Source organism: Maricaulis sp. (genome assembly GCF_039978735.1).
Lineage (GTDB): Bacteria > Pseudomonadota > Alphaproteobacteria > Caulobacterales > Maricaulaceae > Maricaulis.
In genome coordinates this window covers 1-25,998 of the sequence record NZ_JBDWAS010000011.1, presented here as the reverse complement: position 1 = coordinate 25,998, position 25,998 = coordinate 1, and the positions used below count along the sequence as shown (strand labels likewise).

General features: G+C 65.0%; 22 protein-coding genes and 2 tRNA genes. 8 read left to right on the top strand and 16 right to left on the bottom strand.

Features of this window, described 5'->3' with window-relative positions; all coding sequences use genetic code 11:
- Positions 1-25 precede the first annotated feature (25 nt).
- The 3 genes from ABJO18_RS03285 to ABJO18_RS03275 form a co-directional block, all read right to left on the bottom strand.
- Positions 26-592, bottom strand: a complete 567-nt coding sequence (locus ABJO18_RS03285; RefSeq protein WP_011643295.1) for an NADH-quinone oxidoreductase subunit B — start codon at positions 590-592, stop codon at positions 26-28.
- Between the two features lie 6 nt (positions 593-598).
- On the bottom strand, positions 599-967 hold the full coding sequence (locus ABJO18_RS03280) for an NADH-quinone oxidoreductase subunit A (protein WP_348507641.1): 369 nt from the start codon (positions 965-967) through the stop codon (positions 599-601).
- Positions 968-1,200: 233 nt separating this feature from the next.
- Complete coding sequence (locus ABJO18_RS03275; RefSeq protein ID WP_348507640.1) at positions 1,201-1,674, bottom strand: hypothetical protein; 474 nt, start codon at positions 1,672-1,674, stop codon at positions 1,201-1,203.
- Positions 1,675-1,841: 167 nt separating this feature from the next.
- On the opposite strand from ABJO18_RS03275, the gene ABJO18_RS03270 reads away from it, so the two are divergent.
- From ABJO18_RS03270 to ABJO18_RS03245, 6 genes are all read left to right on the top strand, one after another.
- Positions 1,842-4,124, top strand: coding sequence for a TonB-dependent receptor (locus ABJO18_RS03270; RefSeq protein WP_348507639.1), 2,283 nt, complete (start codon positions 1,842-1,844; stop codon positions 4,122-4,124).
- A complete protein-coding gene (locus ABJO18_RS03265; protein WP_348507638.1) occupies positions 4,121-4,684 on the top strand; it encodes a hypothetical protein in 564 nt (187 codons plus the stop codon). The genes ABJO18_RS03270 and ABJO18_RS03265 overlap by 4 nt, the downstream gene beginning before the upstream one ends.
- Position 4,685: 1 nt before the next feature.
- Entirely contained in the window at positions 4,686-6,188 is a 1,503-nt protein-coding gene (locus ABJO18_RS03260) for a PepSY-associated TM helix domain-containing protein (protein ID WP_348507637.1), read from the top strand.
- Positions 6,189-6,499: 311 nt separating this feature from the next.
- Positions 6,500-7,192 (top strand): DUF599 family protein, encoded by a 693-nt coding sequence (locus ABJO18_RS03255; RefSeq protein ID WP_348507636.1) that lies wholly within the window; start codon positions 6,500-6,502, stop codon positions 7,190-7,192.
- 94 nt (positions 7,193-7,286) lie between these two features.
- A complete protein-coding gene (locus ABJO18_RS03250) occupies positions 7,287-8,816 on the top strand; it encodes an AbgT family transporter (RefSeq protein ID WP_348507635.1) in 1,530 nt (509 codons plus the stop codon).
- A gap of 153 nt (positions 8,817-8,969) precedes the next feature.
- On the top strand, positions 8,970-9,725 hold the full coding sequence (locus ABJO18_RS03245) for an EAL domain-containing protein (protein ID WP_348507634.1): 756 nt from the start codon (positions 8,970-8,972) through the stop codon (positions 9,723-9,725).
- Here the strand turns inward: ABJO18_RS03245 and ABJO18_RS03240 are convergent.
- The 5 genes from ABJO18_RS03240 to ABJO18_RS03220 all read right to left on the bottom strand — a co-directional run bounded on the left by ABJO18_RS03240 (position 9,722) and on the right by ABJO18_RS03220 (position 14,139).
- Positions 9,722-9,889, bottom strand: coding sequence for a hypothetical protein (locus ABJO18_RS03240; protein WP_348507633.1), 168 nt, complete (start codon positions 9,887-9,889; stop codon positions 9,722-9,724). The genes ABJO18_RS03245 and ABJO18_RS03240 overlap by 4 nt on opposite strands.
- A gap of 80 nt (positions 9,890-9,969) precedes the next feature.
- A complete protein-coding gene (locus ABJO18_RS03235; RefSeq protein ID WP_348507632.1) occupies positions 9,970-10,731 on the bottom strand; it encodes an SDR family oxidoreductase in 762 nt (253 codons plus the stop codon).
- Between the two features lie 38 nt (positions 10,732-10,769).
- Entirely contained in the window at positions 10,770-12,323 is a 1,554-nt protein-coding gene (locus ABJO18_RS03230; RefSeq protein ID WP_348507631.1) for a DEAD/DEAH box helicase, read from the bottom strand.
- 336 nt (positions 12,324-12,659) lie between these two features.
- Positions 12,660-12,736, bottom strand: a tRNA-Asp gene (locus ABJO18_RS03225).
- Between the two features lie 98 nt (positions 12,737-12,834).
- A complete protein-coding gene (locus tag ABJO18_RS03220) occupies positions 12,835-14,139 on the bottom strand; it encodes an adenosylmethionine--8-amino-7-oxononanoate transaminase (RefSeq protein WP_348507630.1) in 1,305 nt (434 codons plus the stop codon).
- A gap of 46 nt (positions 14,140-14,185) precedes the next feature.
- Here ABJO18_RS03220 and bioF point away from each other — a divergent pair, with 46 nt between their 5' ends.
- Both bioF and bioD read left to right on the top strand, forming a co-directional pair.
- Complete coding sequence (gene bioF, locus ABJO18_RS03215) at positions 14,186-15,364, top strand: 8-amino-7-oxononanoate synthase (protein ID WP_348507629.1); 1,179 nt, start codon at positions 14,186-14,188, stop codon at positions 15,362-15,364.
- Positions 15,364-16,023, top strand: a complete 660-nt coding sequence (gene bioD / locus ABJO18_RS03210) for a dethiobiotin synthase (protein WP_348507628.1) — start codon at positions 15,364-15,366, stop codon at positions 16,021-16,023. The genes bioF and bioD overlap by 1 nt, the downstream gene beginning before the upstream one ends.
- Before the next feature lie 3 nt (positions 16,024-16,026).
- Here the strand turns inward: bioD and ABJO18_RS03205 are convergent, their stop codons facing one another.
- From ABJO18_RS03205 to ABJO18_RS03170, 8 genes are all read right to left on the bottom strand, one after another.
- Positions 16,027-16,995, bottom strand: coding sequence for a D-Ala-D-Ala carboxypeptidase family metallohydrolase (locus tag ABJO18_RS03205; RefSeq protein WP_348507627.1), 969 nt, complete (start codon positions 16,993-16,995; stop codon positions 16,027-16,029).
- A gap of 3 nt (positions 16,996-16,998) precedes the next feature.
- Entirely contained in the window at positions 16,999-18,564 is a 1,566-nt protein-coding gene (locus ABJO18_RS03200; RefSeq protein ID WP_348507626.1) for a L,D-transpeptidase family protein, read from the bottom strand.
- Positions 18,565-18,735: 171 nt separating this feature from the next.
- Positions 18,736-18,811: transfer RNA gene (locus ABJO18_RS03195), tRNA-Val, on the bottom strand.
- Between the two features lie 55 nt (positions 18,812-18,866).
- Positions 18,867-19,604, bottom strand: a complete 738-nt coding sequence (locus ABJO18_RS03190; RefSeq protein ID WP_348515728.1) for a TetR/AcrR family transcriptional regulator — start codon at positions 19,602-19,604, stop codon at positions 18,867-18,869.
- A 96-nt stretch (positions 19,605-19,700) separates the two neighbouring features.
- Positions 19,701-20,855 carry a prephenate dehydratase gene (gene pheA, locus ABJO18_RS03185; RefSeq protein ID WP_348507624.1) on the bottom strand — a complete coding sequence of 385 codons (1,155 nt, stop codon included), beginning with the start codon at positions 20,853-20,855 and terminating at the stop codon, positions 19,701-19,703.
- Between the two features lie 311 nt (positions 20,856-21,166).
- Complete coding sequence (gene lon / locus ABJO18_RS03180) at positions 21,167-23,572, bottom strand: endopeptidase La (RefSeq protein WP_348507623.1); 2,406 nt, start codon at positions 23,570-23,572, stop codon at positions 21,167-21,169.
- Between the two features lie 152 nt (positions 23,573-23,724).
- Entirely contained in the window at positions 23,725-24,996 is a 1,272-nt protein-coding gene (gene clpX / locus ABJO18_RS03175; RefSeq protein ID WP_348515727.1) for an ATP-dependent Clp protease ATP-binding subunit ClpX, read from the bottom strand.
- 194 nt (positions 24,997-25,190) lie between these two features.
- Positions 25,191-25,826, bottom strand: a complete 636-nt coding sequence (locus tag ABJO18_RS03170; protein ID WP_348509457.1) for an ATP-dependent Clp protease proteolytic subunit — start codon at positions 25,824-25,826, stop codon at positions 25,191-25,193.
- Positions 25,827-25,998 lie beyond the last annotated feature (172 nt).

Here is a 25,998-nt window from a genome sequence, read left to right as displayed (position 1 = left end):
GCCTTGTCACTCCTCGCGCCTGCCATCACCGTTCGATCGAGCCTTCACGGCGGATCTTCTTCTGCAGTTGAAGAATGCCGTAGACCAGCGCCTCTGCGGTGGGCGGGCAGCCCGGCACATAGATGTCGACCGGTACGATGCGGTCACAACCGCGCACGACCGAATAGGAATAGTGGTAATAGCCGCCGCCATTGGCGCACGAACCCATCGAGATGACGTAGCGCGGCTCGGGCATCTGGTCGTAGACCTTGCGCAGGGCCGGCGCCATCTTGTTGGTGAGCGTGCCAGCGACGATCATCACGTCCGACTGGCGCGGGGAGGCCCGCGGCGCAAAGCCGAAGCGCTCGACGTCGTAACGCGGCATCGAGGCCTGCATCATTTCCACGGCACAGCAGGCCAGGCCGAACGTCATCCACATCAGCGAGCCGGTACGGGCCCAGGTGACGAGATCGTCGGCCGCGGCGACCACGAATCCCTTGTCGGCCAGCGCATCGCTGACGCCGTCAAAGAACGGGTCGTGTTTCTTCGGGTCATAGCCGGGAACGGTCGCGCGTCCGGCCATGCCGGCATGAGGGGTCAGATCAGATGCCATGGTGGACTACTCCCAATCCAGCGCGCCTTTTTTCAGCTCGTAAATGAAGCCGATGGTGAGAACTCCCAGAAACACCATCATCGACCAGAACTCGAACGGGCCCAGATGATCCCGGAGCGTCACCGCCCAGGGGAAGAGGAAGGCGACTTCCAGGTCGAAGATGATGAACAGGATGGCGACGAGGTAGAATCGCACGTCGAATTTCATGCGGGCGTCGTCGAAGGCGTTGAAGCCGCATTCATAGGTCGAGACTTTTTCCGGATCCGGCTTCGACGGGGCGATCACGAAAGCGGCCAGCATGAAGCCGAGACCAATCGCAGTGGCCAGTCCGAAAAAGATCAGGATGGGCAGGTAATCGAGAAGCAGCGCGTCCATCGCCAAGCCTCGCCTTCTAGCGTCGGTTTTGCGGTGCGGGAGGCCGTTGTTTTCAGGGTGTGATCCGCCTCGGGACGAATCAACCACCGGCAACGGGACCCCCTGCCCGATTTGGCGCGGAAGCTAGAGCGCAGCGGCGCTGCGGGCAAGGCCTAAAGGCCGCCCTCTGTCAGTTCTGGCGAATATCGCGATACAGAGCGAACAATAAATGCAAATGATTTGCAATATCGAAATCAGCCGGGATGGCCCTGCCCACGCCGCTCCAGCCCGACAACCGAGCGCCAGAAGGCGAACCGGAGGAAGGGCGAGCGGCGGGTAAAGGTCCCGTCCGGAAAAATATGCCAGGGCCGGTAGCCCCACCGGCAGACAAGCGCGCGGGCCTCGCGGCCGAAACCCTCGGCATGCGCCGCCGCCAGAGCCGCCCGGCGGGTACACCAGGTGCTGCGGGCGCGCCGGAAGAGCCGCCGGGCCTGGCCGGTCACGCCATTGGCCTGGCGCAGCGCCATGCGCAGCACACGGTATTGGCGGTAGCGCGCCGCCGTATCCAGCACCAGCACACCGCATCCCAGTATCGCCAGCGCGTCGAGCCACCAGAAGGGCGAAACCGCGAAGGCGAGCACGAGGCAGCACGCCACCAGCAGCAGGGGCGGCCAGACCGGGTCGATCAGGCGGAGAATCGGGAGGGGCCGGACGGATCGTGCGTTCATATGACGCAATCTGCCTGTCCGGCAGCAAGCCGCCAGCGGGATCACCCGCCCGCCTGTCCCCCCCCTCTTGCCCCGCCTCCCGCTTCAGCGTCTAGATGAGAATGAGATTGACTCGCATTTATAACAATGACAAGACCCGCATCCGATCAACATCGAGGGGGCTCACCGTGTTCAATCGTCAATTCCTGCTGGCCGGAACGGCCGGCATCCTGGTCTTCGGCCTGGCTCAGCCTGCAACGGCCCAGGAGGCGGCGGACAGCAACGAGGATGTCATCACCATCCTGGGCGAGAAGATCGAACGCTCGCTGCAGGACACGCCCACCAGTGTTGCAGTCACCACGGCCGCGCGGATCGAGAACGAGAATATCCGCACCCTGTTCGACATCGTGAACCGCACCGCCAATGTCGGTGAGACGTACGGCCCGACCGAATTCACCATCCGCGGCATCTCCAGCAACAATGTCTCCGGCGGCGGCACCGGCGGACTGGCCAGCATCTATGTCGATGGCGTGGCCGTGCCGGACGGCGTGACCGGCACCTCGGCCGGCCCCTTCAACATGTGGGATGTCGAGCAGGTGGAAATCCTGCGCGGTCCGCAATCCACCCTGCAGGGCCGCAACTCGCTGGCCGGTGCGATCGTCGTCCAGTCGCGCGCACCGACCTGGGATTGGGATGCCCGCGCCCGCCTCTCCGCGACGGACCAGGACGATGTCACCCTCTCCTTCGCCGGCGGCGGCCCGATCGTGGAAGACCAGGTCGCGTTCCGCATCGCGGTGGAGAACCGCGAGTTTGACGGCATTGTCGACAATCCGACGCGCGGCGGCACGGTGGACGGCGTATCCAACCTGCACGCCCGTGCGCGCTTGCTGATCGAACCGGACGCCGTGCCCGGCCTGTCGATCCTGGGCAGCTATACGCATTACGAACAGGAGTCGGGCTATCCCTACACCTATATCCGCACGGATACGCCGGACTTCTTCGACAACCGGATCAACACGTCCGACGCCCCCAATTCCAACGATTCAACGACCGACATGGTCACGCTCAATATCGACTACGAGCTGACCGACCGGTTCGTGCTGACCAGCCTGACGGCCTGGAGCCTGGTCGATACCTATCTCCAGTATGACAACGATCTGAGCCCCCAGCCCGCAGCCTATGGCGACACGGATAACGAGACCGAGACCCTGACCCAGGAGTTTCGTCTCGATTATTCCGGCGACCGCCTGACCGGCCTGGTCGGCCTCTACCTGTCGGACCGCGACATCGACAATGCGAGCTCCAGCCTGACGCTCGTGGATACGCCGGAAACCACCCTGGTCGGCGTGCTGCAGGGCCCGCCCTTCGGCCTCGATGCCGCCACCGCAGCCTTCGCCGCCAGTCTCTATGTTTCAGCATTGCCGCAAATTGCGGTCTCCTACGGATCGCAGGCCCCGTCCTCGATCGAGACCTCGGCCCTGTTCGCCGACGGCCGGTTCGAGCTGACACCGCGACTGACCCTGCTCGGCGGCTTCCGCTATGACCGCGAGACCTACACCATCACCTCGGACCAGACGGCGGTGTTCGCCGGCACCTATCCGGACCCGGCCCTGTACGGTCCCTACGCCCCGGTCATTGCGGGCCTGAACCAGGTCGTCGATCTCTTCGTCGCCCAGGCCGGGGCCTCGGCGCCGACGGACTCGCGCGATTTCGAAGCCTTCCTGCCCAAGCTCGGCCTGACCTACAACTGGACCGACGACCTCTCGACCAGCGCCATCGTGCAGCGCGGCTACCGGTCCGGCGGCTCGACCGTCAATATCGCCCGCTCGATCGTCGTGCCCTACGATCCCGAATACACCTGGAACTACGAGCTCTCCCTGCGCTCGCTGTGGCTGGACGGCGATCTCTCGGTCAACGCCAACGCCTATTACATCGACTGGACCGACCAGCAGGTGTGGGTCAATCTCGGCCTCAACGACTTCGATACCCAGACCGAAAATGCCGGCAGCTCGCATCTCTACGGGTTCGAGCTGGAAGTGGCCCATCGGATATCCCGCGGCTTCGACTGGTATGCCTCGCTTGGGCACACGAAGACCGAGTTCGACGATTTCGTCATCGTCAATGGCAGCTCCACCGACGACCTGTCCGGCTCCGAATTCGCCTACGCCCCGGCCTGGACGCTGGCCGCCGGTGCGAACTGGACCTGGAGCAATGGCCTCTTCGCCAATCTCAACGGCAGCTATCGCAGCGAGGAATACACGGTCACCGGCGTCAACCAGGCCGGATCGGAAGTCGCCGCTCGGACACTCATCAACGGATCTGTCGGCTATGAACAGGACAGCTGGGCGGTGTCGCTCTTCGTCAACAACCTGTTCGACGAGGACTATTTCCAGTACCGGCGGAGCAACGTCCCTTACGCCATCCTCGGCCAGCCGCGGGTCGTCGGCGTCACGCTCGAGGCGAACTGGTGATCGACGCTCTCGTCATCGCAGCGCTTGTTGCGACCGGGATCGCCGCAGCCTTTGTGCTCCGGCAGGCTTGGCGGCATCCCTCCGCTGCCAGGCCGGTCCTGATCCTGGCGGGCTGGGCAGCCGTGTCCGCGCTCGTCGTGATCGCCGCCATCGCCCTCGGCTCGGCCCGGGGCCCCGCCTTCGCCATGGCCCTGATACCGGCCGGCGCCCTGGCACTGGTCGCAACCGGCGTGAAGCGGCGCGAGGCGAATGGCCGCGTCGCCCGGTCGCGGGCGCTGGAGCCGTCCCTGCGCGGCGCGAAGATCTGGCGCGGCATCATGCGCACCCTCGTGGCGGCACCGCTGGGCTGTGCCGTCTCGCTCACCCTCGGCATCGCCTGGACCGTCTGGTTTCCGTCCGACCCGCAGACCCGGATTGTGCTGGGCGGCGTTCTCGTCCCCGTCCTGTGGGCCGGCGCGATGGCCTGGGCCCTGACCGATGACCGCATCCTGCGCCCTGCTCTCACGATGATCGCGCTGACCCTGGCAGGCGCTGCGCTGATCGCAATCGAAGGCTTCTGACATGGCTGAACGACAACGGCCCCGGGCAAAGACGATCTGGCCGCGCATGTCCGCGCCCTTCGTGCAGGCCGTGCTCGCCGGCCACTCCTCTCTGGGTCTCGCCTTTGCGGCATTGATCTATCTGGTCTGCTTTTCCGGCACGGTCGCCGTCCTGGTCCATGATTTCGAGCGCTGGGAAGCGCCGGTGGTCGCGCCTGTCGAGGCGGCAGGGCCGGACACCGTAATCGCAACGGCCCGGAGCTTTCTTTCCGGACACCCGGCGACCGAGCACATCTTCATCTCGCTGCCCGACATCAATTCGCCGCGCACGCGCATCTATGCGGAACTGCACGACGGGGAGATACTGGAGGGCTTCGCCGGCACGGACGGCACCTGGTCCGGCCCCGCGCCGACGCCCTGGTCGGCCTTCATGCTCGGCCTGCACATCGACCTGCACCTGCCGCACGCTGTCGGCTCCTTCGTGGTCGGCATGACCGGGGTGGCCCTGCTCTCCCTCCTGATCTCGGGCCTCCTGTCGCATCCGCGCATCTTCCGCGACGCCTTCCATATCAGGCTGGGCGGCACGAAACGCCTGCAGGAGGCCGACCTGCACAACCGGGCCGGCATCTGGGCCCTGCCTTTCCACATCGTCATCGCGCTGACCGGCGCGCTGCTGGGCCTGACGACGCTGATCGCCGGCACGCTGGCGCTCGCCTTCTTCAAGGGCGATGTGGAACAGACCTATGCGCTCTTCTTCCCGCCCGCGCTGGAGGACGACACCACGCCCGCGCCGGTCCCCGATCTCGAGGCCATCCTGGCCGATGCCGCGGCCCGAGCGCCCGGCGCGGAGCTGCGCATGCTGCGTCTGGACCATCCGGGAGAAACCGGCCAATCCGTCCATGTCACAATGGGTTATGCCGACAAGCTCGCCTTTGGCGACAGCTATATCTATGACGGCAATGGCGCCCTGTTCCACAGCGAACGGGTGTCCGAAAGCTCGCTGGGCACCCGCATCCTGCAGACGATCGGCCCCTATCATTTCGGCTGGTTTGCCGGCTGGGTTTCCAAGCTCGCCTACATCCTTCTGGGCGCCGCACTGACCTGGGTGACCAGTACGGGCGTTGCCATCTGGACCGCCCGCCGCCGCTCCAAGGGCCACCCCGCCCCCGTCACCGAACGTCTGTGGGCCGCAACCGTGTGGAGCCAGCCCTTCGCCTATGCGCTCTCCGCCCTGACTGCGCTCGTGTGGCCCGGACCCGATCCGCTGCTCGTCTGGGCCATCGCGACCGGGCTGAGCCTGGGCCTGACTGTGCCGTTGGGACCTGTTGCCCTGTCCACCGGCCTGCGGGCCGCGAGCGCGCTCCTGCTAACCGCCCTGCCCCTGGCACATGTGCTGCGGCATGGCGCGGACTATGCCGATCCCGTGGCCTGGGTGATCAATGCCGGCCTCCTGGCGAGCGCCGCCCTGATCGCCCTCAGTCTCGCCTGGCGCGCAACCCCGCAACGCCGGGCCAGGATGGCCTGAAAGCCGGACACTGTTGGCCGGGGGCCGACAAATCGCCCTATTCGCCCTATATTGAGGTGTATAGCCACGAAAGAGGTACGGAATGTTTATTCTGAACTCCCAAGAGGCTCGCCAGGGTGAAAAGGGACATGGCGTGCGTTGGGTCCTAGCGATCTCCACCGCCGCAGCCGCGATTGCGCTCCTGCTTTTCCTGGTTGCGAACGCCTGACGGGCGCCCCCCATCATCGGCCTCTGCACCATCGGCCGCTGCGGCTTTCCCGCGGCGCGAATATGCCTAGAGTGATCGTTCGCGGCGGACGAACGGGCAGATCATGTCGGATTATTTCGGGGTTATCGGCTTCCTGCTGATTGCGGGCGGGTTTTCCTGGCTGGTCGATCACAGCCCGTTCTCCAAACACACCCTGTCGCGCGCGATGGACGTGCACCGGCGCCGCTGGATGGAAGGCATGGCCAACCGCCAGGTGCGGATCATGGACAGCCAGATCATCGCCGGCCTGCAGAACGGCATCGCCTTCTTCGCCTCGACCGCGCTGCTGGGTATCGGCGCCGCCTTCACACTCATCACCGCGCTGGATCCGGTGATGAGCGCCGTGCAGGACGTGCCCTTCCTCGACGCCTCCTCGCGCCTGCAATGGGAGGTCATGTCGCTGGGCCTCCTGGTGATCTACGCCTATGCCTTCTTCAAGTTCGGCTGGGCCTACCGGCTGGTGAACTATTCCGCCATGCTGCTGGGCGCCACGCCGGACACCGGCCGTGACGAAGCGGCGTCCGAAGAAATCCTGGCGGCGGCCCGACGCGCCGGCGCGATGAATGTCGTCGCCGGCCGCCAGTTCAATCGCGGCCTGCGCACGCTCTTCATGTCGATCGGATATCTGGCCTGGATCGGCGGACCGGCCGCACAGATCCTGGTGACGCTGGCTGTCGCGGCGATCCTGGTCTACCGGCAGTTCGCCAGCCCCGCCCTTACCGCGCTGAAGGCCGGCGACCTGCCCGCCCAAGGCTAAACCGCGCCGCGACTGCCCCGGCGAGCCCGGAAAACATTGCACTTTGTTCCCGAACGCGTCCATTTTGCCCCGACAACAAGTCTGGGGAGATGACATGAGCCTGGGGAATTCGCTACTCAACGCCGTTGAGCGTGCCGGCAACCGCCTGCCCGATCCGGTGACGATCTTCTTCATCCTGATCGGCGTGGTGATGATGGCCTCGCTGGGCCTGTCGATGCTGGGCTTGTCCGTCGAACACCCCGTCACCGGTGAAACGATCGAGGTCGTGAACCTGCTCACCGGTGCCCAGTTGCAGAACCTCCTGGTCAACATGCCCGCCGTACTCACCGGCTTCGCTCCGCTCGGCATGGTCCTCGTGGTCATGATCGGCGCCGGTGTCGCGGAAAAGACCGGCCTGCTGGCAGCGGGCATGCGCGGGATGGTGTCCGGCGTCTCCAACATGCTCCTGACCCCGACGCTCGTTTTCGCGGGCGTGATGGGCAATCTCGCCGTCGACTCCGGCTATATCGTCATGGTGCCGCTGGGCGCGGTCGTGTTCGCGGCCGTCGGCCGGCATCCCGTCGCAGGACTGGCTGCAGTCTTCGCCGGCGTCTCTGCCGGCTTCTCCGCCAATCTGGTTGTCACCTCGCTCGAGCCGCTTCTCTTCGGCATCACCCAGACGGCCGCACGGTCAATCGAAACCGGATGGACGCTGAACAATCTGGGCAATTACTACTTCACCATCGCCCTCACGCCGGTGCTGGTCGTCGTCGGCACGCTCGTGAACAACTACATCGTCGAGCCACGCCTGGGCACCTGGGAGCGCCCTGCCGACTTCGCCGAGCCCGAAGACAGCGGAACCCTGTCACCGAACGAGCGCAAGGGGCTGGCCTGGGCGGGTATCTCCATCCTCGTCATGATCGCCCTCATCCTCGTGATGACGGTGCCGTCGAACGGCATCCTGCGCGGCGCTGACGGCGGACTCGGTCCCTTCTTCCGCTCCATCGTCGGCATCCTGATGATTGTCTTTCTCGTCGCCGGCGGGCTTTACGGCGTGGCCGTCGGCACCGTGAAGTCAGACCGTGACCTGGTCCAGCTCGGCACGAAATCCATGGCCGATATGGGCGGATACATCATCCTTGCCTTCGCCATGGCGCACTTCATCGCGCTGTTCGGGGCATCCGAGATCGACACCGTCATCGCCATCTCGGGCGCTGAGGGGCTCCAGGCGCTGAACCTGCCGGCACCGATGCTGATCATCGGCATGGTGCTGCTGGTCGCCGTGCTCAACCTGTTCATGGGATCGGCCTCGGCCAAATGGGCGCTGCTGGCGCCGATCTTCGTGCCGATGCTGATGCTGCTGGGGATTTCGCCGGAAGGCTCGACGCTGGCCTACCGCATGGGCGACCAGGCCACGAACATCATCACGCCGCTGATGCCCTACCTGCCGCTCGTCCTGGTGTTCGCCCAGCGCTATGTGCCGGAATTCGGCCTGGGCAGCCTGATCGCGACCATGCTGCCCTATTCGATCGCCATTCTGGTGACGTCGATCCTGATGATGGCGGTCTGGTTCATACTGGGTCTGCCGCTGGGTCCGGGCGGGGCCGAGTTCTTCTACGAACTCCCAGCCGGAGCCTCCGGCTAGCGCCCGGTACATCCGCGGCCGGGACACCGTATCTTAAGACGGCTCTGCTCTCCTGTCGGATCGAGACAGGAGAGCCGGGCAATGGCATCTGGAAAGTCGGCCTGCAATCTGTGCCACAGTCGCGGGAAAGCACGCTTTCCCCAAGCAATCCGCATGGCCTACCAGCCCATCGTCGATATCGCCGCCGGCCGGGTTTTCGCCCACGAAGCCCTGGTCCGCGGCGAGAACGGTGAAGGGGCCGGTCACGTGCTGGCGCAGATCACGGACGAGAACCGCTATAATTTCGACCAGACCTGCCGCGTGCAGGCAATCGAGACCGCGAGCCGGATCGGCGTGCCCACGGCCATCAGCATCAATTTCATGCCGAATGCGGTCTACGAACCGGCCAATTGCATCTGCACCACGCTGCGCACAGCCAAAAAGACCGGAATGCCGCTGGACCGCATCATCTTCGAATTCACCGAGAACGAGGATGTGACCGACCACACGATGCTGAACGAAATCATCGAGGAATATGCCCGCCACGGCCTGCGTACGGCGATCGATGATTTCGGGGCCGGATATTCCGGTCTCAACAAGCTCGCCCGCCTGCAGCCCGACTACGTCAAGCTGGACATGGACCTGACCCGCGGCCTCGACAGCGACCGCCGCCGCCAGATCATTGTGCGGCAGACCACGCGGCTGTGCGAGGAACTGGGGATTGCCGTCATCGCCGAAGGGATCGAGACCGTTGGCGAAATGACCGCCGCCCGGGATGCCGGGATCCACCTCATCCAGGGCTATCTGTTCAGCAAGCCCCGGCTGGAAGACTTCTATCGCGACAGCGAAATACTCAAAGCCTTCCTGCCGGAGGACCGCAGAACGGACGCCGCCCCTGAAACCGGCGAGCGGAGACAGGCGGCCGGCTAGAGCGTGATCAGGTGAAGTGGGTACCGGTTCACCGGTTCGATCACGCGACCGCTCAAGTCGAGCGTGATCAGGTGAAGTGGAAACCGGTTCACCGGTTCGATCACGCGATCGCTCAAGTCGGGCGTGATCAGGTGAAGTGGAAACCGGTTCACCGGTTCGATCACGCGACCACTCAGGTTTCCGGAGCAGGAGCGATTCCGCAGGAAACGATCCCGCTCCAGGCCGGCACCCGCACCGTGACGCATTATTTCGTGATCGAAACGCCGCCATCGACGAGATGAGCAGTGCCGGTCACAAAGCTCGACAGATCGCTGGCCAGGTATAGCGCTGCACCGGCAATCTCGTCGGGATCGGCGATCCGGCCGAGCGCGTGAATACCCTCGACATAGGTCCGGATTTCATCGGTCGTGGCGAACTGGGCCGCCATCGCCGTATCCGTACCGCCCGGCAGCAGCGCATTCACCCGCACACCGCGCGGGCCGGCCTCGGCGGCCAGCGCCTGTACCAGCCCGATCAGACCGGCCTTCCCTGCGGAATAAACACTCATGCCCGGCATTCCGGCCGTATGGCCGACAAAGGAGCCGGTGAAGATCAGCGAACCGCCGCCCCGGGCGTAGAACGCCGGCAGCTGGAAGCGGGCGGCATGGAAGGCGCTCGTCAGATTGGCATCCAGGGTGGCGTGCCAGTTCTGCGCGGTCTGCTGTTCGATCGGCGCGAGATCGCCCAGACCGCCGGCATTGTTGAAGGCGATATCCAGCCCGCCGAAATGCTGCGTGGCCGTCTCGACCAGGCGTTCGGCGAGCGCCGGGTCAGCCGCGTCGCCGGCAATTGCCAGCACTTCGCCACCGGCCTCTCGGATTTCGCCAGCGACGCGGTCCAGCGCCTCCGGCCCGCGGGCATTGATCACCAGGCGGGCGCCCTCATGCGCAAAGCGCAGGGCGGCCGAACGGCCGATCCCTGCGCTGGCACCTGTGATAATGGCAGTCTTGTTCGTCAGAAGTGACATGATGCGTCCTCGTCAGTTGGAAACGAGGTGCACCCTGATCACGCCGGGACGTGAGCTCCACCCGATCCTTGTGACGCATTGCCGGTGCGGTGCTTGCGCGGACGCCGCGGCTTGCCGCCGGCCTCGCCCCGCGCCTGCTGACGCTCACCGGAACGTTCCTGCGGCCGGCCCGGCTTGCGCTCACCGCGCGAGGCCTGGTCGGGACGCTCGCCGCGCGCCGCACGATCGCCGCGGAACGGCTTGCCATCGGCCTTCTGACCTTCGCCCTGCTGGCGCTGGCCACCTTGCCCCTCGCCCCGTTGTCCCTGCGGCTTGGGACCGCGCGGCTTTTGACCGCGGGGCTTGTGATCCTGGGCATTCTGGCCCTGGGCCCGCTGACCCTGACCTTGGCCCTGATTATTGCGGCTGCGCGAGCGCTTCTTCTTCACCGGCTTGGTGTTGCGGGCTTCCGCGAAGAAATCGGCTTCCTCGCCGACAATCGCCCGCTCGATCTCGACACCGGTGAGTTTTTCGATATCGCACAGATATTCATACTCGGACGGATCGCACAGCGAGACCGCGATACCGGTCTTGCCGGCACGGGCCGTACGGCCGATCCGGTGAACATAGCTCTCCGGAATATTCGGCAGCTCGTAGTTCACGACGTGGGAGACATCGTCGACATCGATGCCGCGTGCGGCAATGTCGGTGGCGACGAGGATTTTCACATGGCCGGACTTGAACCCGTCCAGCGCCTTCACGCGCTGACCCTGGGTCTTGTCGCCGTGGATGGCGGCCGATTTGAGACCGTACTGGACGAGGCTCTTGTTGACCCGGTCGGCACCGCGCTTGGTGCGGGTGAAGACGATCGAGCGCTCGACGGAGCGATCGGACAGCAATTCCAGCAGCAGGTCGCGCTTGGAATCGCGCGGTGTCAGCACCACCGACTGTTCGATCCGCTCGATCGGGCGTGAGGCCGGAGCGACCGAGATCTGCTTGGGATCGGTCAGGAGGTCGTGCGCCAGCGCCTTGATCGGCTTGGGCATCGTCGCCGACAGCAGCGCCGTCTGGCGGTCTTGGGGCAGGCGGGACACGATATCGCGGATCGCCGGGATGAAGCCGAGATCCAGCATCTGGTCGGCCTCGTCCAGCACCAGGGTGCGCACCTGCGACAGGCTCAGAGCGCCGGAGCGCACGAGGTCGAGCAGACGGCCGGGCGTGGCCACGACGACATCGACGCCGCGCGCCAGCATCTTCACCTGCGGACCGATTTTGAGCCCGCCCACGACCAGCGTCGAGGAGACGCGCATGTGCTGGGCATAGCCGCGCAGGTTTTCGAGGATCTGTGCCGACAGTTCGCGCGTCGGCGACAGGATCAGCGCGCGGCAGGTCTTGGGCGCCGGCCGCTTGTTGTTGGCACTGATGGAATGGAGGATGGGCAGCACGAAGGCGGCCGTCTTGCCGGTGCCCGTCTGGGCAATACCGAGCACGTCGCGCCCTTCGATGAGGGCGGGAATCGCTTCGCGCTGGATCGGGGTCGGCTCGTTATAGCCGGCATCTTCAAGCGCGCGGAGAATGGGCTCGGCCAGGCCGAGTTCATTGAACTGTGTCAAAATATATCTTTCATGGGTCCGGAGCGCCGCCAAAGGCCGCGCGCACGAACGAACGGGTTTTCAGTGTGGAAGCCTGCGTAGATCAGCCGCCGTCTTGTCGGCGCCGGCCTGGCGCCAGGGTGGCAATGATCAATACGCGCCCGGCCCGGAACCGGGCCTTTTAAAGGGCGGAAAGTCTCGCCAACGTCTGCAATGCAGCCTCAAGGGACCGACTACTCACCGCAGAACGTAGGCGCTCTTTTTCATGCTTCGGGCGGTTTGGCAAACGAAAACGGCCGCTCCAGGCAGGAGCGGCCGTTTTTCGATCCGTGCACCACATCCCTTGAGTGGGGGAAATGGCGCGAGTGACGGGACTCGAACCCGCGACCTCCGGCGTGACAGGCCGGCGCTCTAACCAACTGAGCTACACCCGCTTGAGCGGCTCGCCGAAGCGAGGTGCGTTGTTTATGAGCAGACCGCGGTCCGGTCAAGCGGCCAATGCAAGCGATCTGCACATAATGCAGCACCTTGTTCAGCCGGCCGCAAAATGACGTTCCGCCCAGGTGCGTGTCACCGCGACGGTCGTGCGGATCAACTGCTCCAGATCGCCCTGTGAAATCACGTAAGGCGGCATGAGATAGACGATATTTCCAAACGGCCGCACCCAGATACCCGCCTCGACAAAGGCCGATTTCAGCGCGTCGGGCTCCGGCAGTCCGGGCATTTCGATGACTCCGATCGCGCCCTGCCAGCGCACATCCACGACACCGGGAATATCGCACGCCTGCGGCAGGAGCGCGGCATAGGCAGCCTCGATCTGTGCCACCTGCTGCAGCCGCGGTTCGCGCTCGAACAGGTCGAGCGAGGCATTCGCCGCCGCACAGGCGGCCGGATTGCCCATATAGGTCGGCCCGTGCATCAGCGCGGCCGAGGCTTCGTCGCGCCAGAAGTGCTCGAACATGCCGCGCGAGGCGATTGCCGCTGCCAGGGGCAGCGTACCGCCGGTGAGCGCCTTGGAGACTGTCATCACATCCGGGACGATTCCCGCCTTCTCGCAGGCAAACATCGTGCCCAGTCGGCCAAAACCGGTCATGATCTCGTCGACGATCAACGGCAGGCCGCGCGCATCGCAGGCCGTGCGGATCGTGCGCAGGGTGTCCGGCGAAAAGAATCGCATCCCGCCCGCCCCCTGCACCAGCGGTTCGGTCACCACGCCGGCAATCTCGTCAGCATGCGCGTCGAGCAGCGCCTCGAATCGCGCCGTGCTTTCGGGGTCTTGCGGCAGGTCGGCGACAATCTGCTGCGGCAGGGAACCCGCAAACAGGCTGTGCATCCCCTCCTCCGGATCGCACACCGACATGGTGGCGATGGTGTCGCCATGATAGCCGCCGCGGAAGCACACAAAGCGCGTGCGGCCGTCGACGCCGCGATTGATCCAGGATTGCACCGCCATCTTCATCGCGATCTCGACCGAGACCGAGCCCGACTCGCAGAAGAAGACATGATCGAGATCGCCCGGCGCCAGCGCCGCCAGGCGCGCCGCCAGCCGTTCGGCAGGTTCGTGCGTCAGCCCGCCCAGCATGACATGGGACAGGCGCTCGACCTGATCGCAAATCGCGCCGACAATATGCGGGTGGCTGTAGCCGTGTACGGTGGTCCACCAGGACGAGACACCGTCGATCAGGCTGCGGCCGTCGGCGAGTTTCAGCCGCACGCCCTCGGCCGACACGACCGGCAGGGCCGGCTGTGCGGTCTTCATCTGGGTGTAGGGCCGCCAGAGATGTCGCCCTTCGGGCTTGAACCCGCCGGGCAACGCAGTTTTCAATGTGTTGGACATGACGGGCGGGCTTTAGCAGGCCTCTCACCCGAACGACAGGCTTGATATGACTTCCGCAGCCGCCTCACTCGAGCGCTTTGCCGCCGACAAGCTCTCCGCGCTGGACCGCAAATCCCTCCGCCGCCGGACGGTGGAAACGCGCCATCGCGACGCGGTCCATGTCGAGCGCGACGGGCGGTCGCTGATCAATGTCTGCTCGAACGATTATCTGGGCCTGGCCCATCACCCCAAGGTGATCGAGGCCGCCCGCGCGGCGACGGCCGAATGGGGTGCCGGCTCCGGCGCATCCCGCCTGGTCACCGGCGGTCACCCGCTTCTATTCCAGCTGGAACGGCGGCTGGCGGCTTTCAAGGGCACCGAGGACTGTATCGTCTTCGGTTCGGGCTATCTGGCCAATCTGGCCATCACGCCGGCGCTGGCGGGACCTGACGATCTCGTCGTGATCGACAGTCTCGCCCATGCCTGTCTGCACGCCGGCGCGCGCCTGTCCCGGGCCCGTGTCGAGGTCTTCCGCCACAATGACATGGGCCAGCTGCGCAGCCTGCTGGCCGAACATCGCGGCGAGGCCCGCCACGCCATGATCCTCACCGATGGCGTGTTTTCCATGGATGGCGATTTCGCCCCCCTGCCGGAGATCCTGGCCCTGGGCGAGGAATTCGACGCCTGGACCCTGGTCGACGATGCGCACGGTATCGGCGTGGTCGGCGGCGGACGCGGTTCGGCCCATGCCTTCGCGCCGCCCGCCGCTGCACCTTTGCAGATGGGCACGCTGTCCAAGGCGATGGGAAGCTATGGCGGCTATCTGTGTGCGTCGGAACGTGTGTGCGAACTCCTGCGCTCGCGCGCCCGGCCACTGGTCTTCACCACCGCCCTGCCCCCGGCCAGCGCCGCCGCAGCGCTCGCCGCGCTCGATCTCATCGCCGCCGATCCCGCGCTGTGCGAACGCCCGCTCGACCTGGCACAGCGCTTTGCCGGCAAGCTGGGCCTTTCCAGACCCGTCTCGCCGGTCGTGCCGGTCATCCTGGGCAGCGAAACCGCCGCCCTCGCCGCCTCCGCGGCCCTGGAAGCCGAGGGCTTTCTGGTAACCGCCATCCGGCCGCCGACCGTGCCGCCGGGAACGGCGCGCCTGCGCTTCACCTTCTCCGCCGCACACGAGGCCGCCGATATCGACCGGCTCGCCGCCGCACTGAAATCCATCCTGCAACAGACGGAGGCCGCCGAGTAATGCGCCCCATTTTCGTGACGGGGACCGGCACCGACGTCGGCAAGACCCACATCCTCTGCGCCATGCTGGAAGCCCATCGCAGGGCCGGCGGAAAGGCGCGCGTCCTCAAGCCGGTGATCTCCGGCTTCGATCCGGCGCAACTCAATGCCACAGATACGATACGCCTGATGCGCGCCAATGGGGCCGAATTGACGGGCGAAGGGGTGCAGTCCGTATCACCCTGGCGCTTCAAGGCCCCGCTCTCGCCCGACATGGCCGCCCGGCAGGAAAACCGCGAACTCGCGATCGACGCCGTGCTGCACTGGTGCCTCGACCAGATCGATCCCGGCATGCCGACGATCGTGGAAGGCGCCGGCGGCGTGATGTCTCCGCTGGCCACAGACGGGCTCAATCTCGACCTGATCCGCGACCTCGACGCGCGGCCGATCCTCGTCGCCGGAGCCTATCTCGGCGCGATCTCGCACACGCTGACGGCGTTGCGTGTCCTGGACGCCCGCTGCACCGTGATCGTCAATGATTTCAACGCTGAACCCGTCCCGGCCCGCGACGTTGCCCGGACCATCCAGCGCTTTGCGCCGCGCGCCGATGTGCGCATCTTCTCCGGCGATGCCAGCGGTCTCGTCGACCTTTTCGCCCTGCCGGAACCGGCGGCAAGCTGATCCTCAGCGGCCCCAACGCGCGCGGAAGCCGCGCTCGTCGACATGGACGAAGGCGCCGTGCCGGGCATTGGGTCCGTATTCGCCCAGGCCACCGGCCAACCAGCTTTCATGGCCCCCGGCCGCCATCTCCTCGACGAGATCGTAGAGCGCCGACGCATCGGCGCGGTCGTGACGCCCATCGCCATTGAGATCGTCCATCACGCCATCGCCATCGGTGTCGATGAAGATATCGGCGGCGCCGCCATAGATGTGGCGGGAATAGCTGCCATTGCCCAGGCCGGCATTGTAGTCCGGCGTGCGATAGCCGCTCATCACGGCGAAGCTGTCGGTGCGCCAGCCGCGGGCATTGGCCGCTTCCAGGATCTGTTCCAGCTTGAGCACGAGGCGTTCGGAAACGACAAGATAGGCCGGACCGTCCTCACCCTCCTGCTTGCACAGGAACTGACCGAGACGGAAGTGAGGCGACAGGGGCAACGCCTCGATGCCGGGAGAGACCTCGACGAAATATTCCGGCGCCCGGTAGGTTTCCAGGCCGAGATAGGGTTCGTCCGGATAGCGGCCGAGGCGATAGCCATTGATCGCGGAATCGCCGGTGTTACGGGCACGCATGACGACGAGATGCAGGCTCATCTGCGCGCCGTCTTCGGCAGTCAGCGTCGTGTGGTGATGACCGGGGGTGTCCGGCGCAGACCATTCGAGCGTCATCGATGCCGGCTCGTCCTGCCAGGCGACAGGCTCGCTGGCCGTCAGCGACAAAGTCTCGCCGGGACGCAGAAAGAGCGTGAACTCGCGATAGTCGATGCCGACCCCGCCGGGCGTGGTCACCGTGAAACCGGTGCGGCCGGGATCGAAACCCGTATCGGGTCTTTCGACCCGGATCGGGGCGGAAGCGACAGCGAGATCCGTCGAAACCTCACGGCTGGTCGCGCTGGGAATTGCGGCGGCTGCCGCTAACAGGAACGTGGTGAACACGCACTACTCCGACACTCTCGAACCTGCTCCCTCAAGTTCGTCGATGATGATCCCGTCCCTGTTATATAGGTCGTCGAGAAAGCGGACGCCAAGGGGGCCCTCGGGCACCACCGTCCAATAGACGACTTCGACCGGTATCCTGTCAGAAAGATCGACGCGGGTTTCCACACCGCCGGCCAGCACCCGGTCGATCCGCTCGGGCGGCCAGTCAGGCAGTCCTTCGGCGACCCAGCGTGCGAGGTCGACCGGCCGGTCGACGCGCATGCAGCCGGAGGAAAATGCCCGCCGCTCCTCCTCGAACAATTGCCGGGTCGGCGTGTCATGCAGGTAGGTATTGTATGGATTGGGGAAGATGAACTTGACCTGTCCCAGCGCGTTCTGCGGCCCCGGCGCCTGGCGCAACCGATAGGGAAAAGCGCTGGCGGGCACGGTATTCCAGTCGATTTCGCCGGGGTCGACCAGATTGCCCTCGCTGTCGAGCACCTGAAAGCCCAGGCGCTGCACCATGTCCGGATCGCGGCGGAAGGCCGGCAATTCGTCGCGGACTGCCAGGCTGTGCGGCGTCTCCCACCATGGGTTGAGAATGAAATAGGCGAGTTGGGCAGAGAAGACCGGCGTCGGCCGCGAGCGCCGGCCGACAATCAGTCTGTGGCGTTGCTCGACCTCTCCCCCGGACCTGGCTTCCAGCAAGAAGTCGGGAATATTGACGCGCAGGAGCCGCCCCTCCCACGATCCGCCCTGCCAGCGCAGGCGTTCGAGATTCGCGGCGATCTGCCGCACCCGGTCTTCCGAAGACACATTCAGCCAGTCGATCGTCTCGGCCCCGGCCACACCGTCGCCATCGAGATGGGCGCGCTGCTGCAACCGCAGCACGGCCGCCGCCATCTCGTCGTCGAACAGGTCGCGCTCGGTCTCGGGCACCAGCCGGAAGACCTCACCCGTTGCTTGCAGCCGCGCCCGCAATTGCGCCACGCGGGGCGACCGGTCACCGGGATGCAGCGCCGCGCCGGGCTCGATCCGCGGCCAGGCCCCCTTGGCGCTCACCGCACGATAATCTGCCAGCGCGGCACGCAGCCGCGCATAGCCGTCATCCCGCGGCGCCAGCGCTTCGAGGCTTTCTGTCACCCGATCATTCTCGAGCGCACTGGCGAGATAGGTGGCAACGTCCAGATCGCGCCGCGGCGCAGACCTGCCCCGCTCGACCGTCTGCGGATCCAGCCGGCCGCGCAGCAAATCATGGGCAAGGTCGAGATAGGCGCGGGTGGCGATTTCATCGAGCCGCCGGTCGGACCGGCGCGGATTGGCCGCTTCGAGCAGATCGAGACCATAGCTGGCCGGATCGAGACCGTGCGAGCCGGCATCGCGCACGGCCTCCAGAAGGGCCTGAAAATGCTTGCGCCTGCGCCACCCCGTCCAGGCCGGCGCATTGTCACGCCCATCGTAGAAGCGCTCGAAGGCGTTGCAGGAAAGGCAGATCCCGCTCTCCGCCTGCGAAGGCGCCTGCGCGAGCTCGTCCCCGGACGCACCGCAGATCGAATTCGCCAGGAACAAGGCCAGAACCAGTTTCACGATCGCTCACTCAAGCTTGTCCGCCGGCCGTTCGGACCGGATGCGCTTCGCACACGATGGTGCGCTGTGCGTTCATGTGGATCAAGGATGGATGGACCGTTTTACCGACGCCGCTTCGCCCCGAATGCGCGTTGCGGGCAGTTTGGCACCCGAGGCCCGCAGGACGAAGTATGGTGGGCGGTGAGGGGTTCGAACCCCCGACCTACTGGGTGTAAACCAGTCGCTCTCCCAGCTGAGCTAACCGCCCGATCCAAGATGAGCCGCGCTTTTAGTCTGCCGCGGCCCTTCGAGGCAAGCGTGCGCTACTTCTGCGCCGCAGCATCGCGGATCAGCGCGCCGATCATCATCGAAGCCTGCTCCAGCGCTTCGGCTGCCGGGTCCTCAAGTGCAGCATTGGGCAATGTCATGGTGACAATACCGTGCACCGACGCCCACAGCGTTCGCGCAGCACGCCGGCGAAAGTCCGGGTCCTCGAACCCCCTGCCCGCCTCCAGCACACCTTCCACGATCCCGAACAGGGCGTCCTCGGTCTCGGTATAGGCTTTCGGTGCAGCGCCGGACTGGCGGCGATTGAAGGACAGGAGAGCCATCCAGCGCGCATTCTGGGTGACGACAAACTCAATATAGGCGCGCGCCAGGACGAGGGCGCGCTCGAACACCGCTTCGGGCGGCAGTCCGGACGCCTCGAGTGCCGAGCTGTGGTGGACCTCGATATCGCGATAGGTGCGCAGATTGAGTTCACGGATCAGGTCGTCGATATCGCCGAACAGCTTGTAGATCGAGCCGACGGACAGGCCTGCCCGCGCCGCAATCGTACGCGCCTGCATGCCCTTGAGACCCTGCTCGGCGAGCAGCTCTCCCGCCGTCAGCAGCGCCTGCTCACGGACTTCCGGCGTCAGGCCGGGCCGCCCCCGGGGACGCGGCCGGGCCGGCGTCGCCTGTTGTGTATCCATACGCACTTCCCGCTCGCAGCGCCAGCCGGCCGCGCCGCGCAGGCGCGTGGCGCGGGCCGACATCATCCAGTCCATGATGGAGGTCATTCGTCTACAGACCATTGAATTCAGACTGGTAGCAAATTTCAACCGGTTTTGCCGCCGCTGCATCATGCACAGCGGCGGCATTCACGGCCCGTGTCGCTATTCGGCAACGGTGACGCGGTCGATGGCATCGGCGGCATAGCAGCCGAGCAGCTTGATCTCGCGGGTATGCTCCTCGATGACGCTCATCGCCTGGCGGACCCGTTCGTCCTCGACATGGCCCTCGACATCCATGATGAACATCTCCTCCCAGGGATTGCCGGCAATCGGGCGGCTTTCCAGCTTGACGATGTTCACGCCCTGGTCGCGGAAACCGGTCAGCGCGTCGACCAGGCAGCCCGGCGTGTCGCGCGTGGTGAACATCATCGACGTCTTGCACTCCACCTCGCGGGTCGGCAGCGTCGCCTTGCGGGCGATCACGATGAAACGGGTGATGTTCTGCTCGTGATCGCCGATACCGCGGGCCAGGATGTCCATGCCGAACAGGCGTGCCGCGTCCTCGCCGGCGACCGCAGCCGCCGTGTCGTCATCCTCCAGCAGACGCTCCAGCGCCCGCGTGGTCGAGGCCGCCATATGCGTCTCCAGCTCCGGGTGGGAGGCGATATAGCGGCGGCACTGGGCCAGTGCCTGCGGGTGGCCGAAGACCCGGCTGATCCGCCCCTGCCCGCTGGCCTTGCCGACCAGGCAGTGATCGACCCGCAGCAGGAATTCGCCGATGATCTGGGTGCGCGAATTGATCAGGATGTCATAGACCTCGTTGATCGAGCCCGTCGTGGTGTTCTCGATCGGCACCACGCCGTAATCGACCTCGGCATTCTCGACCGAGCGGAAGATCGAGACGAAGTCGCGCTTGGGTGACGGCACGACGGTGGCATTGCGGCGCTCGAAGACTTTCTGGGCCGCGATATGGCTGTAACTGCCCGGCCCGCCGAGATAGGCGACGGTGGCCTCGTTGAGATCCTCGTTGCGCATGGAATCGAAGCGCTGGCGCTGGCGGCGGATCGACACCTCGAACAGGGCGTGGAACAGGCTCTCGACCAGTTCGGGCGGCAAACCGTGCGCCTTTGCGCGCGTGAGCGCCTCGCGCAGGACGGCCTGCTCGCGTTCGCGGTCGCGCACCGGCTGACCGCTGGCGGCCTTGGCAGCCTGGATCTCGTCGACCAGTTCCTGACGGCGCGCAATGGCATCGATCAACTGCCCGTCGATCTGCGTAATCTCCGCCCGGATCTCGTCCCGGCTCTTTGTCGTGGTCACGGTCTCACCCTTCCTTTTCACGCAAAAGAAAAGGGCCTCCCCGAGGGGGGAGGCCCTGCAAATCCGGTGCTTTCACACACGTCAGCCGGCCACCGCCCCCTCACGGGTTGCGTTGGTAAAGTAGCCGAAGAAATAGAACGTCGCGAAAGTCATGAAGCGAGAGTGGCGGGGGTTTTGCGCAAGGTCAATGCTCAATTTCCGCATCTGCGTCGTGCGCGTGCAAAAATCTGGCGGCGGTCACGAAAAAGGGCGGCCAAAGCCGCCCTTTTCCTGTCACGCAAAGGCACCATTTGTGCCCGGTAAGGGCAACATCAGTGCGCCATGGGTGTCTCGCCGGTTTCCGTACCGGTCTGCGAGGCCATCGCCGCCAGGGCTGCTTCGTCGGCCTCGGTCCATTCGACCGGCTGCACCGGTTCGGTGAGCGCCAGCTTGAGCACCTCGTCGGCGGTTTCCACCGGGATGATCTCCAGCCCCTGTTTCACATTGTCCGGGATCTCGGCGAGATCCTTTTCATTGTCCGTGGGGATGAGCACCGTCTTCACACCGCCGCGCAGCGCCGCGAGGAGTTTCTCCTTCAGACCGCCGATCGGCAGGACCCGGCCGCGCAGGGTGATCTCGCCGGTCATGGCGATATCCTTGCGTACCGGAATACCGGTCAGCACCGAGACGATGCCCGTCATCATGCCGATACCGGCCGAAGGACCGTCCTTCGGCGTGGCGCCCTCGGGGACGTGGACGTGGATGTCGGACGAGCGGAACACGGTCGGCTTGATGCCGAGCGAAGGTGCCCGCGACTGCACGAAGGAATTCGCAGCCGAGATCGACTCCTTCATCACGTCGCGCAGATTGCCCGTCACGGTGAACTTGCCGCGGCCCGGCATGCGCACGGCCTCGATGGTCAGCAGGTCGCCGCCGACTTCGGTCCAAGCCAGCCCGGTGACGACACCGACCTGGTCTTCCTTGTCGGTCTCGCCGAAGCGGAATTTCCGCACGCCCGCGAAATCGCCCAGATTGTCCGGCGTCACGGTGACGCTGTCGGCCTTGCCGCTCTGGATCTGGCGCACGGCCTTGCGGGCCAGGTTGGCGATCTCGCGCTCGAGATTCCGCACGCCCGCCTCGCGGGTATAGTAGCGGATCAGGTCGCGCAGGGCCGCCTCTTCCAGCGTGAAGTCCTTGTCGCGCAGGGCGTGATTGGACTTCTGCTTGGGCAGGAGGTGACGCTTGGCGATCTCGACCTTCTCGTCCTCGGTGTAGCCGGCGATCCGGATGATCTCCATCCGGTCGAGAAGCGGCTGCGGCAGGTTGAGCGTGTTCGCGGTGGTCACGAACATGATGTCGGACAGGTCGTAATCGACTTCCAGATAATGGTCGTTGAAGGTCGCGTTCTGTTCCGGATCGAGCACTTCCAGGAGGGCCGAGGCCGGATCGCCGCGATAATCGGCGCCCAGCTTGTCGATCTCGTCCAGGAGGAAGAGCGGATTGGCGGACTTCACCTTCTTCATCGACTGGATGATGCGGCCCGGCATGGAGCCGATATAGGTGCGCCGGTGGCCGCGGATCTCGGCCTCGTCGCGCACGCCGCCCAGCGACATGCGCACGAAGTCGCGGCCCGTCGCCTTGGCGATCGAACGGCCCAGCGAGGTCTTGCCGACGCCGGGCGGGCCGACGAGGCACAGGATCGGACCGCGCAGCTTGCGGGTGCGCGACTGCACGGCGAGATGCTCGAGAATGCGTTCCTTGACCTTCTCCAGCCCGTAATGATCGTCCTCGAGCACGCCCTCGGCGCGCTCCAGATCGTTCTTCAGGCGTTTGCGCTTGTTCCAGGGCAGCGCCAGGATCCAGTCGAGATAATTGCGCACCACCGCGGCCTCGGCGGACATCGGGCTCATCTGACGCAGTTTCTTGAATTCGGCGTCGGCCTTGGCGCGCGCTTCCTTGGGCAGCTTGGCCTCGGTCAGGCGCTGTTCCAGCTCGGCGAGTTCCTCGCGGCCGTCATCGCCCTCACCCAGCTCGCGCTGGATCGCCTTCATCTGCTCGTTGAGATAATACTCGCGCTGGGTCTTCTCCATCTGGCGCTTCACGCGCGAACGGATTTTCTTCTCGACCTGCAGCACGCCGATCTCGCCTTCCATCAGGCCGAGCACACGCTCCAGCCGGTTGGCGACATCGGGTTCTTCCAGCAGCGACTGCTTCTCGTCGATCTTGACGGCCAGATGGGCCGAGATGGAGTCGGCCAGCTTGCCCGGCTCCTGGATCTGCGACAGCGAAGCCAGCGCTTCCGGCGGCACCTTCTTGTTCAGCTTCACATAGTCTTCGAACTTGGCCGCGACGGTGCGCATCAGCGCTTCCAGCTCGGACTCGTCGCCGGAATCCTCGGCCACGGGTTCGCAGACGGCTTCGTAATAATCCTCACGCGGCGTATAGCCGGTGATCTCGACGCGGACGCCGCCTTCCACCAGCACCTTAACCGTGCCGTCGGGCAGTTTCAGCAATTGCAGGACAGAGGCGACCACACCGGTGCGATGGATCGCATCCGGCGCCGGTTCGTCGTCCGCGGCATTGCGCTGGGTGGCAAGCAGGATCTGCTTGTCCGCCTTCATCACCTCTTCCAGCGCCTTCACCGACTTCTCGCGCCCCACGAAAAGGGGAACGATCATGTGGGGGAAAACCACAATGTCGCGCAGCGGCAGAAGCGGAAGTGTCTTCGTATTGGACATGCTTACTCCATGCGCGCCCGGTACAGGGGCGCGTGCAGATCTCGTTGGATCTTTCTATCGATACGGGACGGCCGGCAAGCGCTCCCGGTCTTGCCCGACGCGTCCCACCTGGATCATGAAGTGGCGATCGCGATCGCCGATTTCAAGCGTCCTCAAGCACCCGTACGCTTGTCGTCCTTGCGCTCGGCATAGATGAAGAGCGGTTTGGCATTGCCCTCGACGACTTCCGCGTTGACGACAATCTCTTCCACGCCTTCCAGGCCCGGCAGGTCGAACATCGTTTCCAGCAGGATGCCTTCCATGATCGAACGCAGGCCGCGAGCCCCGGTCTTGCGCGCGATCGCCTTGTGCGCCACCGCCTTGAGTGCATCCTCGGTGAAGGTCAGGCCGACGCCTTCCATCTCGAACAGGCGCTGATACTGCTTCACGAGCGCATTCTTCGGCTCGGTCAGAATCTGCACCAGGGCGTCCTCGTCCAGGTCTTCCAGGGTCGCGATGACCGGCAGACGGCCGACGAATTCCGGGATCAGGCCGAAACGCAGCAGATCGTCCGGCTCCACCTCGCGCAGGATATCGCCCGTGCGGCGGTCGTCGCTTTCACGCACATCGGCGCCGAAGCCGATGGCCGAGCCCTTGCCGCGCTGGGAGATCACCTTGTCGAGACCGGCAAAGGCGCCGCCGACGACGAAGAGGATATTGGTCGTGTCCACCTGCAGGAATTCCTGCTGGGGATGCTTGCGGCCGCCCTGCGGCGGCACGGAGGCGACCGTGCCTTCCATGATCTTCAGCAGCGCCTGCTGCACGCCCTCGCCCGATACGTCGCGCGTGATGGACGGGTTGTCGGACTTGCGGGAAATCTTGTCGATCTCGTCGATATAGACGATGCCGCGCTGGGCCCGCTCGACATTGTAGTCGGCCGACTGCAGCAGTTTCAGCACGATGTTCTCGACATCCTCGCCGACATAGCCGGCTTCGGTCAGCGTCGTCGCATCGGCCATGGTGAAGGGCACATCGAGGATGCGCGCCAGCGTCTGGGCCAGCAGCGTCTTGCCGCAACCGGTCGGACCGATCAGCAGGATGTTCGACTTGGCCAGTTCCACGTCGGAATTGGCCGAGGCGTGGTTGAGACGCTTGTAGTGATTGTGCACGGCCACTGCGAGCACGCGCTTGGCATGCGCCTGGCCGATCACGTAGTCGTTCAGGACGTTGAAGATTTCCTGCGGCGTGGGCACGCCTTCCTTGGACTTCACCAGCGAGGACTTGTTCTCCTCGCGGATGATGTCCATGCAGAGCTCGACGCATTCATCGCAGATGAACACGGTGGGCCCGGCAATCAGCTTGCGCACCTCATGCTGGCTCTTTCCGCAGAAAGAACAGTAGAGGGTGTTCTTCGACTCGCCGTCTCCGCCCGTCGTCTTACTCATGACCGCTCCAATTCAACCCGCAGGTCCCGGCAATTGAATGGTATCATTACGATACCATACCGGCATTTGTCCCGCCTCGCATCCAGTCCTGAGCAAAATCAGGGCCGAACTTTAGCGAAAGGTTTCCGTCACTGTGCATTCGATCACATGGGCGCGGCATGGATCAAGCTTCAACCGCGCCCGGCAATCATGCCCTAGCCGGACTTGCCTTCGCCTTCATCCTCGCTGCGACGCGTAAAGACCTCGTCAATGAGGCCGAATTCCTTGGCCTCGTCCGCCGACATGAAGTTGTCGCGGTCGAGGGCCTGTTCAATCTCGTCATAGGTGCGGCCGGTGTGGTGCACATAGATCTCGTTCAGCCGGCGCTTGATCTTCTGGATGTCCGCCGCATGCCGCTCGATGTCCGAGGCCTGGCCGCGGAAACCGCCGGAGGGCTGGTGCACCATGATCCGCGCATTCGGCGTGGCGTAGCGTTTCTTGTCCTCGCCTGCCGTCAGCAGCAGCGAGCCCATCGAGGCGGCCATGCCGATACACATGGTGGAGACCGGGCAGCGGATGTGCTGCATCGTGTCGTAGATCGCCAGGCCGGCCGAGACCACGCCGCCGGGCGAGTTGATGTACATCGAGATTTCCTTCTTCGGATTTTCCGATTCAAGGAAAAGCAGCTGGGCGACGATCAGGCTCGCCATATGGTCCTCGATCGGACCGGTGACGAAGATGATGCGCTCCTTGAGAAGCCGCGAATAGATATCGAAGGAGCGTTCGCCCCGGCTGGTCTGCTCGACGACGATCGGAACCAGATTCATCGTCCTGTCCTGGGGATCATGCATGTCGCGCTCCTTGGGGTTCCGGCAGCCGGTCGGCGCCGATTCTCGTCAGACGGGATTGGTCAAATATTGCGGTGCTCGCTCCGGCGTGCAAGGCAGACGCTGCACACGCCTGTGCGAATTCCCGCAACGGCACACAAAATTGCACCCGAAAACGAAAAGCGCCGGCGTCCTG

What these genes read in the sequence shown, in the direction of transcription:
- ABJO18_RS03285 (WP_011643295.1), bottom strand. Translation starts at nt 592, where the DNA reads ATGGCATCTGATCTGACCCCTCATGCCGGCATGGCCGGACGCGCGACC.
- ABJO18_RS03280 (WP_348507641.1), bottom strand. Translation starts at nt 967, where the DNA reads ATGGACGCGCTGCTTCTCGATTACCTGCCCATCCTGATCTTTTTCGGA.
- ABJO18_RS03275 (WP_348507640.1), bottom strand. Translation starts at nt 1,674, where the DNA reads ATGAACGCACGATCCGTCCGGCCCCTCCCGATTCTCCGCCTGATCGAC.
- ABJO18_RS03260 (WP_348507637.1), top strand. Translation starts at nt 4,686, where the DNA reads ATGGCTGAACGACAACGGCCCCGGGCAAAGACGATCTGGCCGCGCATG.
- ABJO18_RS03255 (WP_348507636.1), top strand. Translation starts at nt 6,500, where the DNA reads ATGTCGGATTATTTCGGGGTTATCGGCTTCCTGCTGATTGCGGGCGGG.
- ABJO18_RS03250 (WP_348507635.1), top strand. Translation starts at nt 7,287, where the DNA reads ATGAGCCTGGGGAATTCGCTACTCAACGCCGTTGAGCGTGCCGGCAAC.
- ABJO18_RS03245 (WP_348507634.1), top strand. Translation starts at nt 8,970, where the DNA reads ATGGCCTACCAGCCCATCGTCGATATCGCCGCCGGCCGGGTTTTCGCC.
- ABJO18_RS03235 (WP_348507632.1), bottom strand. Translation starts at nt 10,731, where the DNA reads ATGTCACTTCTGACGAACAAGACTGCCATTATCACAGGTGCCAGCGCA.
- ABJO18_RS03220 (WP_348507630.1), bottom strand. Translation starts at nt 14,139, where the DNA reads ATGTCCAACACATTGAAAACTGCGTTGCCCGGCGGGTTCAAGCCCGAA.
- bioF (WP_348507629.1), top strand. Translation starts at nt 14,186, where the DNA reads ATGACTTCCGCAGCCGCCTCACTCGAGCGCTTTGCCGCCGACAAGCTC.
- bioD (WP_348507628.1), top strand. Translation starts at nt 15,364, where the DNA reads ATGCGCCCCATTTTCGTGACGGGGACCGGCACCGACGTCGGCAAGACC.
- ABJO18_RS03190 (WP_348515728.1), bottom strand. Translation starts at nt 19,604, where the DNA reads ATGACCTCCATCATGGACTGGATGATGTCGGCCCGCGCCACGCGCCTG.
- lon (WP_348507623.1), bottom strand. Translation starts at nt 23,572, where the DNA reads ATGTCCAATACGAAGACACTTCCGCTTCTGCCGCTGCGCGACATTGTG.
- clpX (WP_348515727.1), bottom strand. Translation starts at nt 24,996, where the DNA reads ATGAGTAAGACGACGGGCGGAGACGGCGAGTCGAAGAACACCCTCTAC.
- ABJO18_RS03170 (WP_348509457.1), bottom strand. Translation starts at nt 25,826, where the DNA reads ATGCATGATCCCCAGGACAGGACGATGAATCTGGTTCCGATCGTCGTC.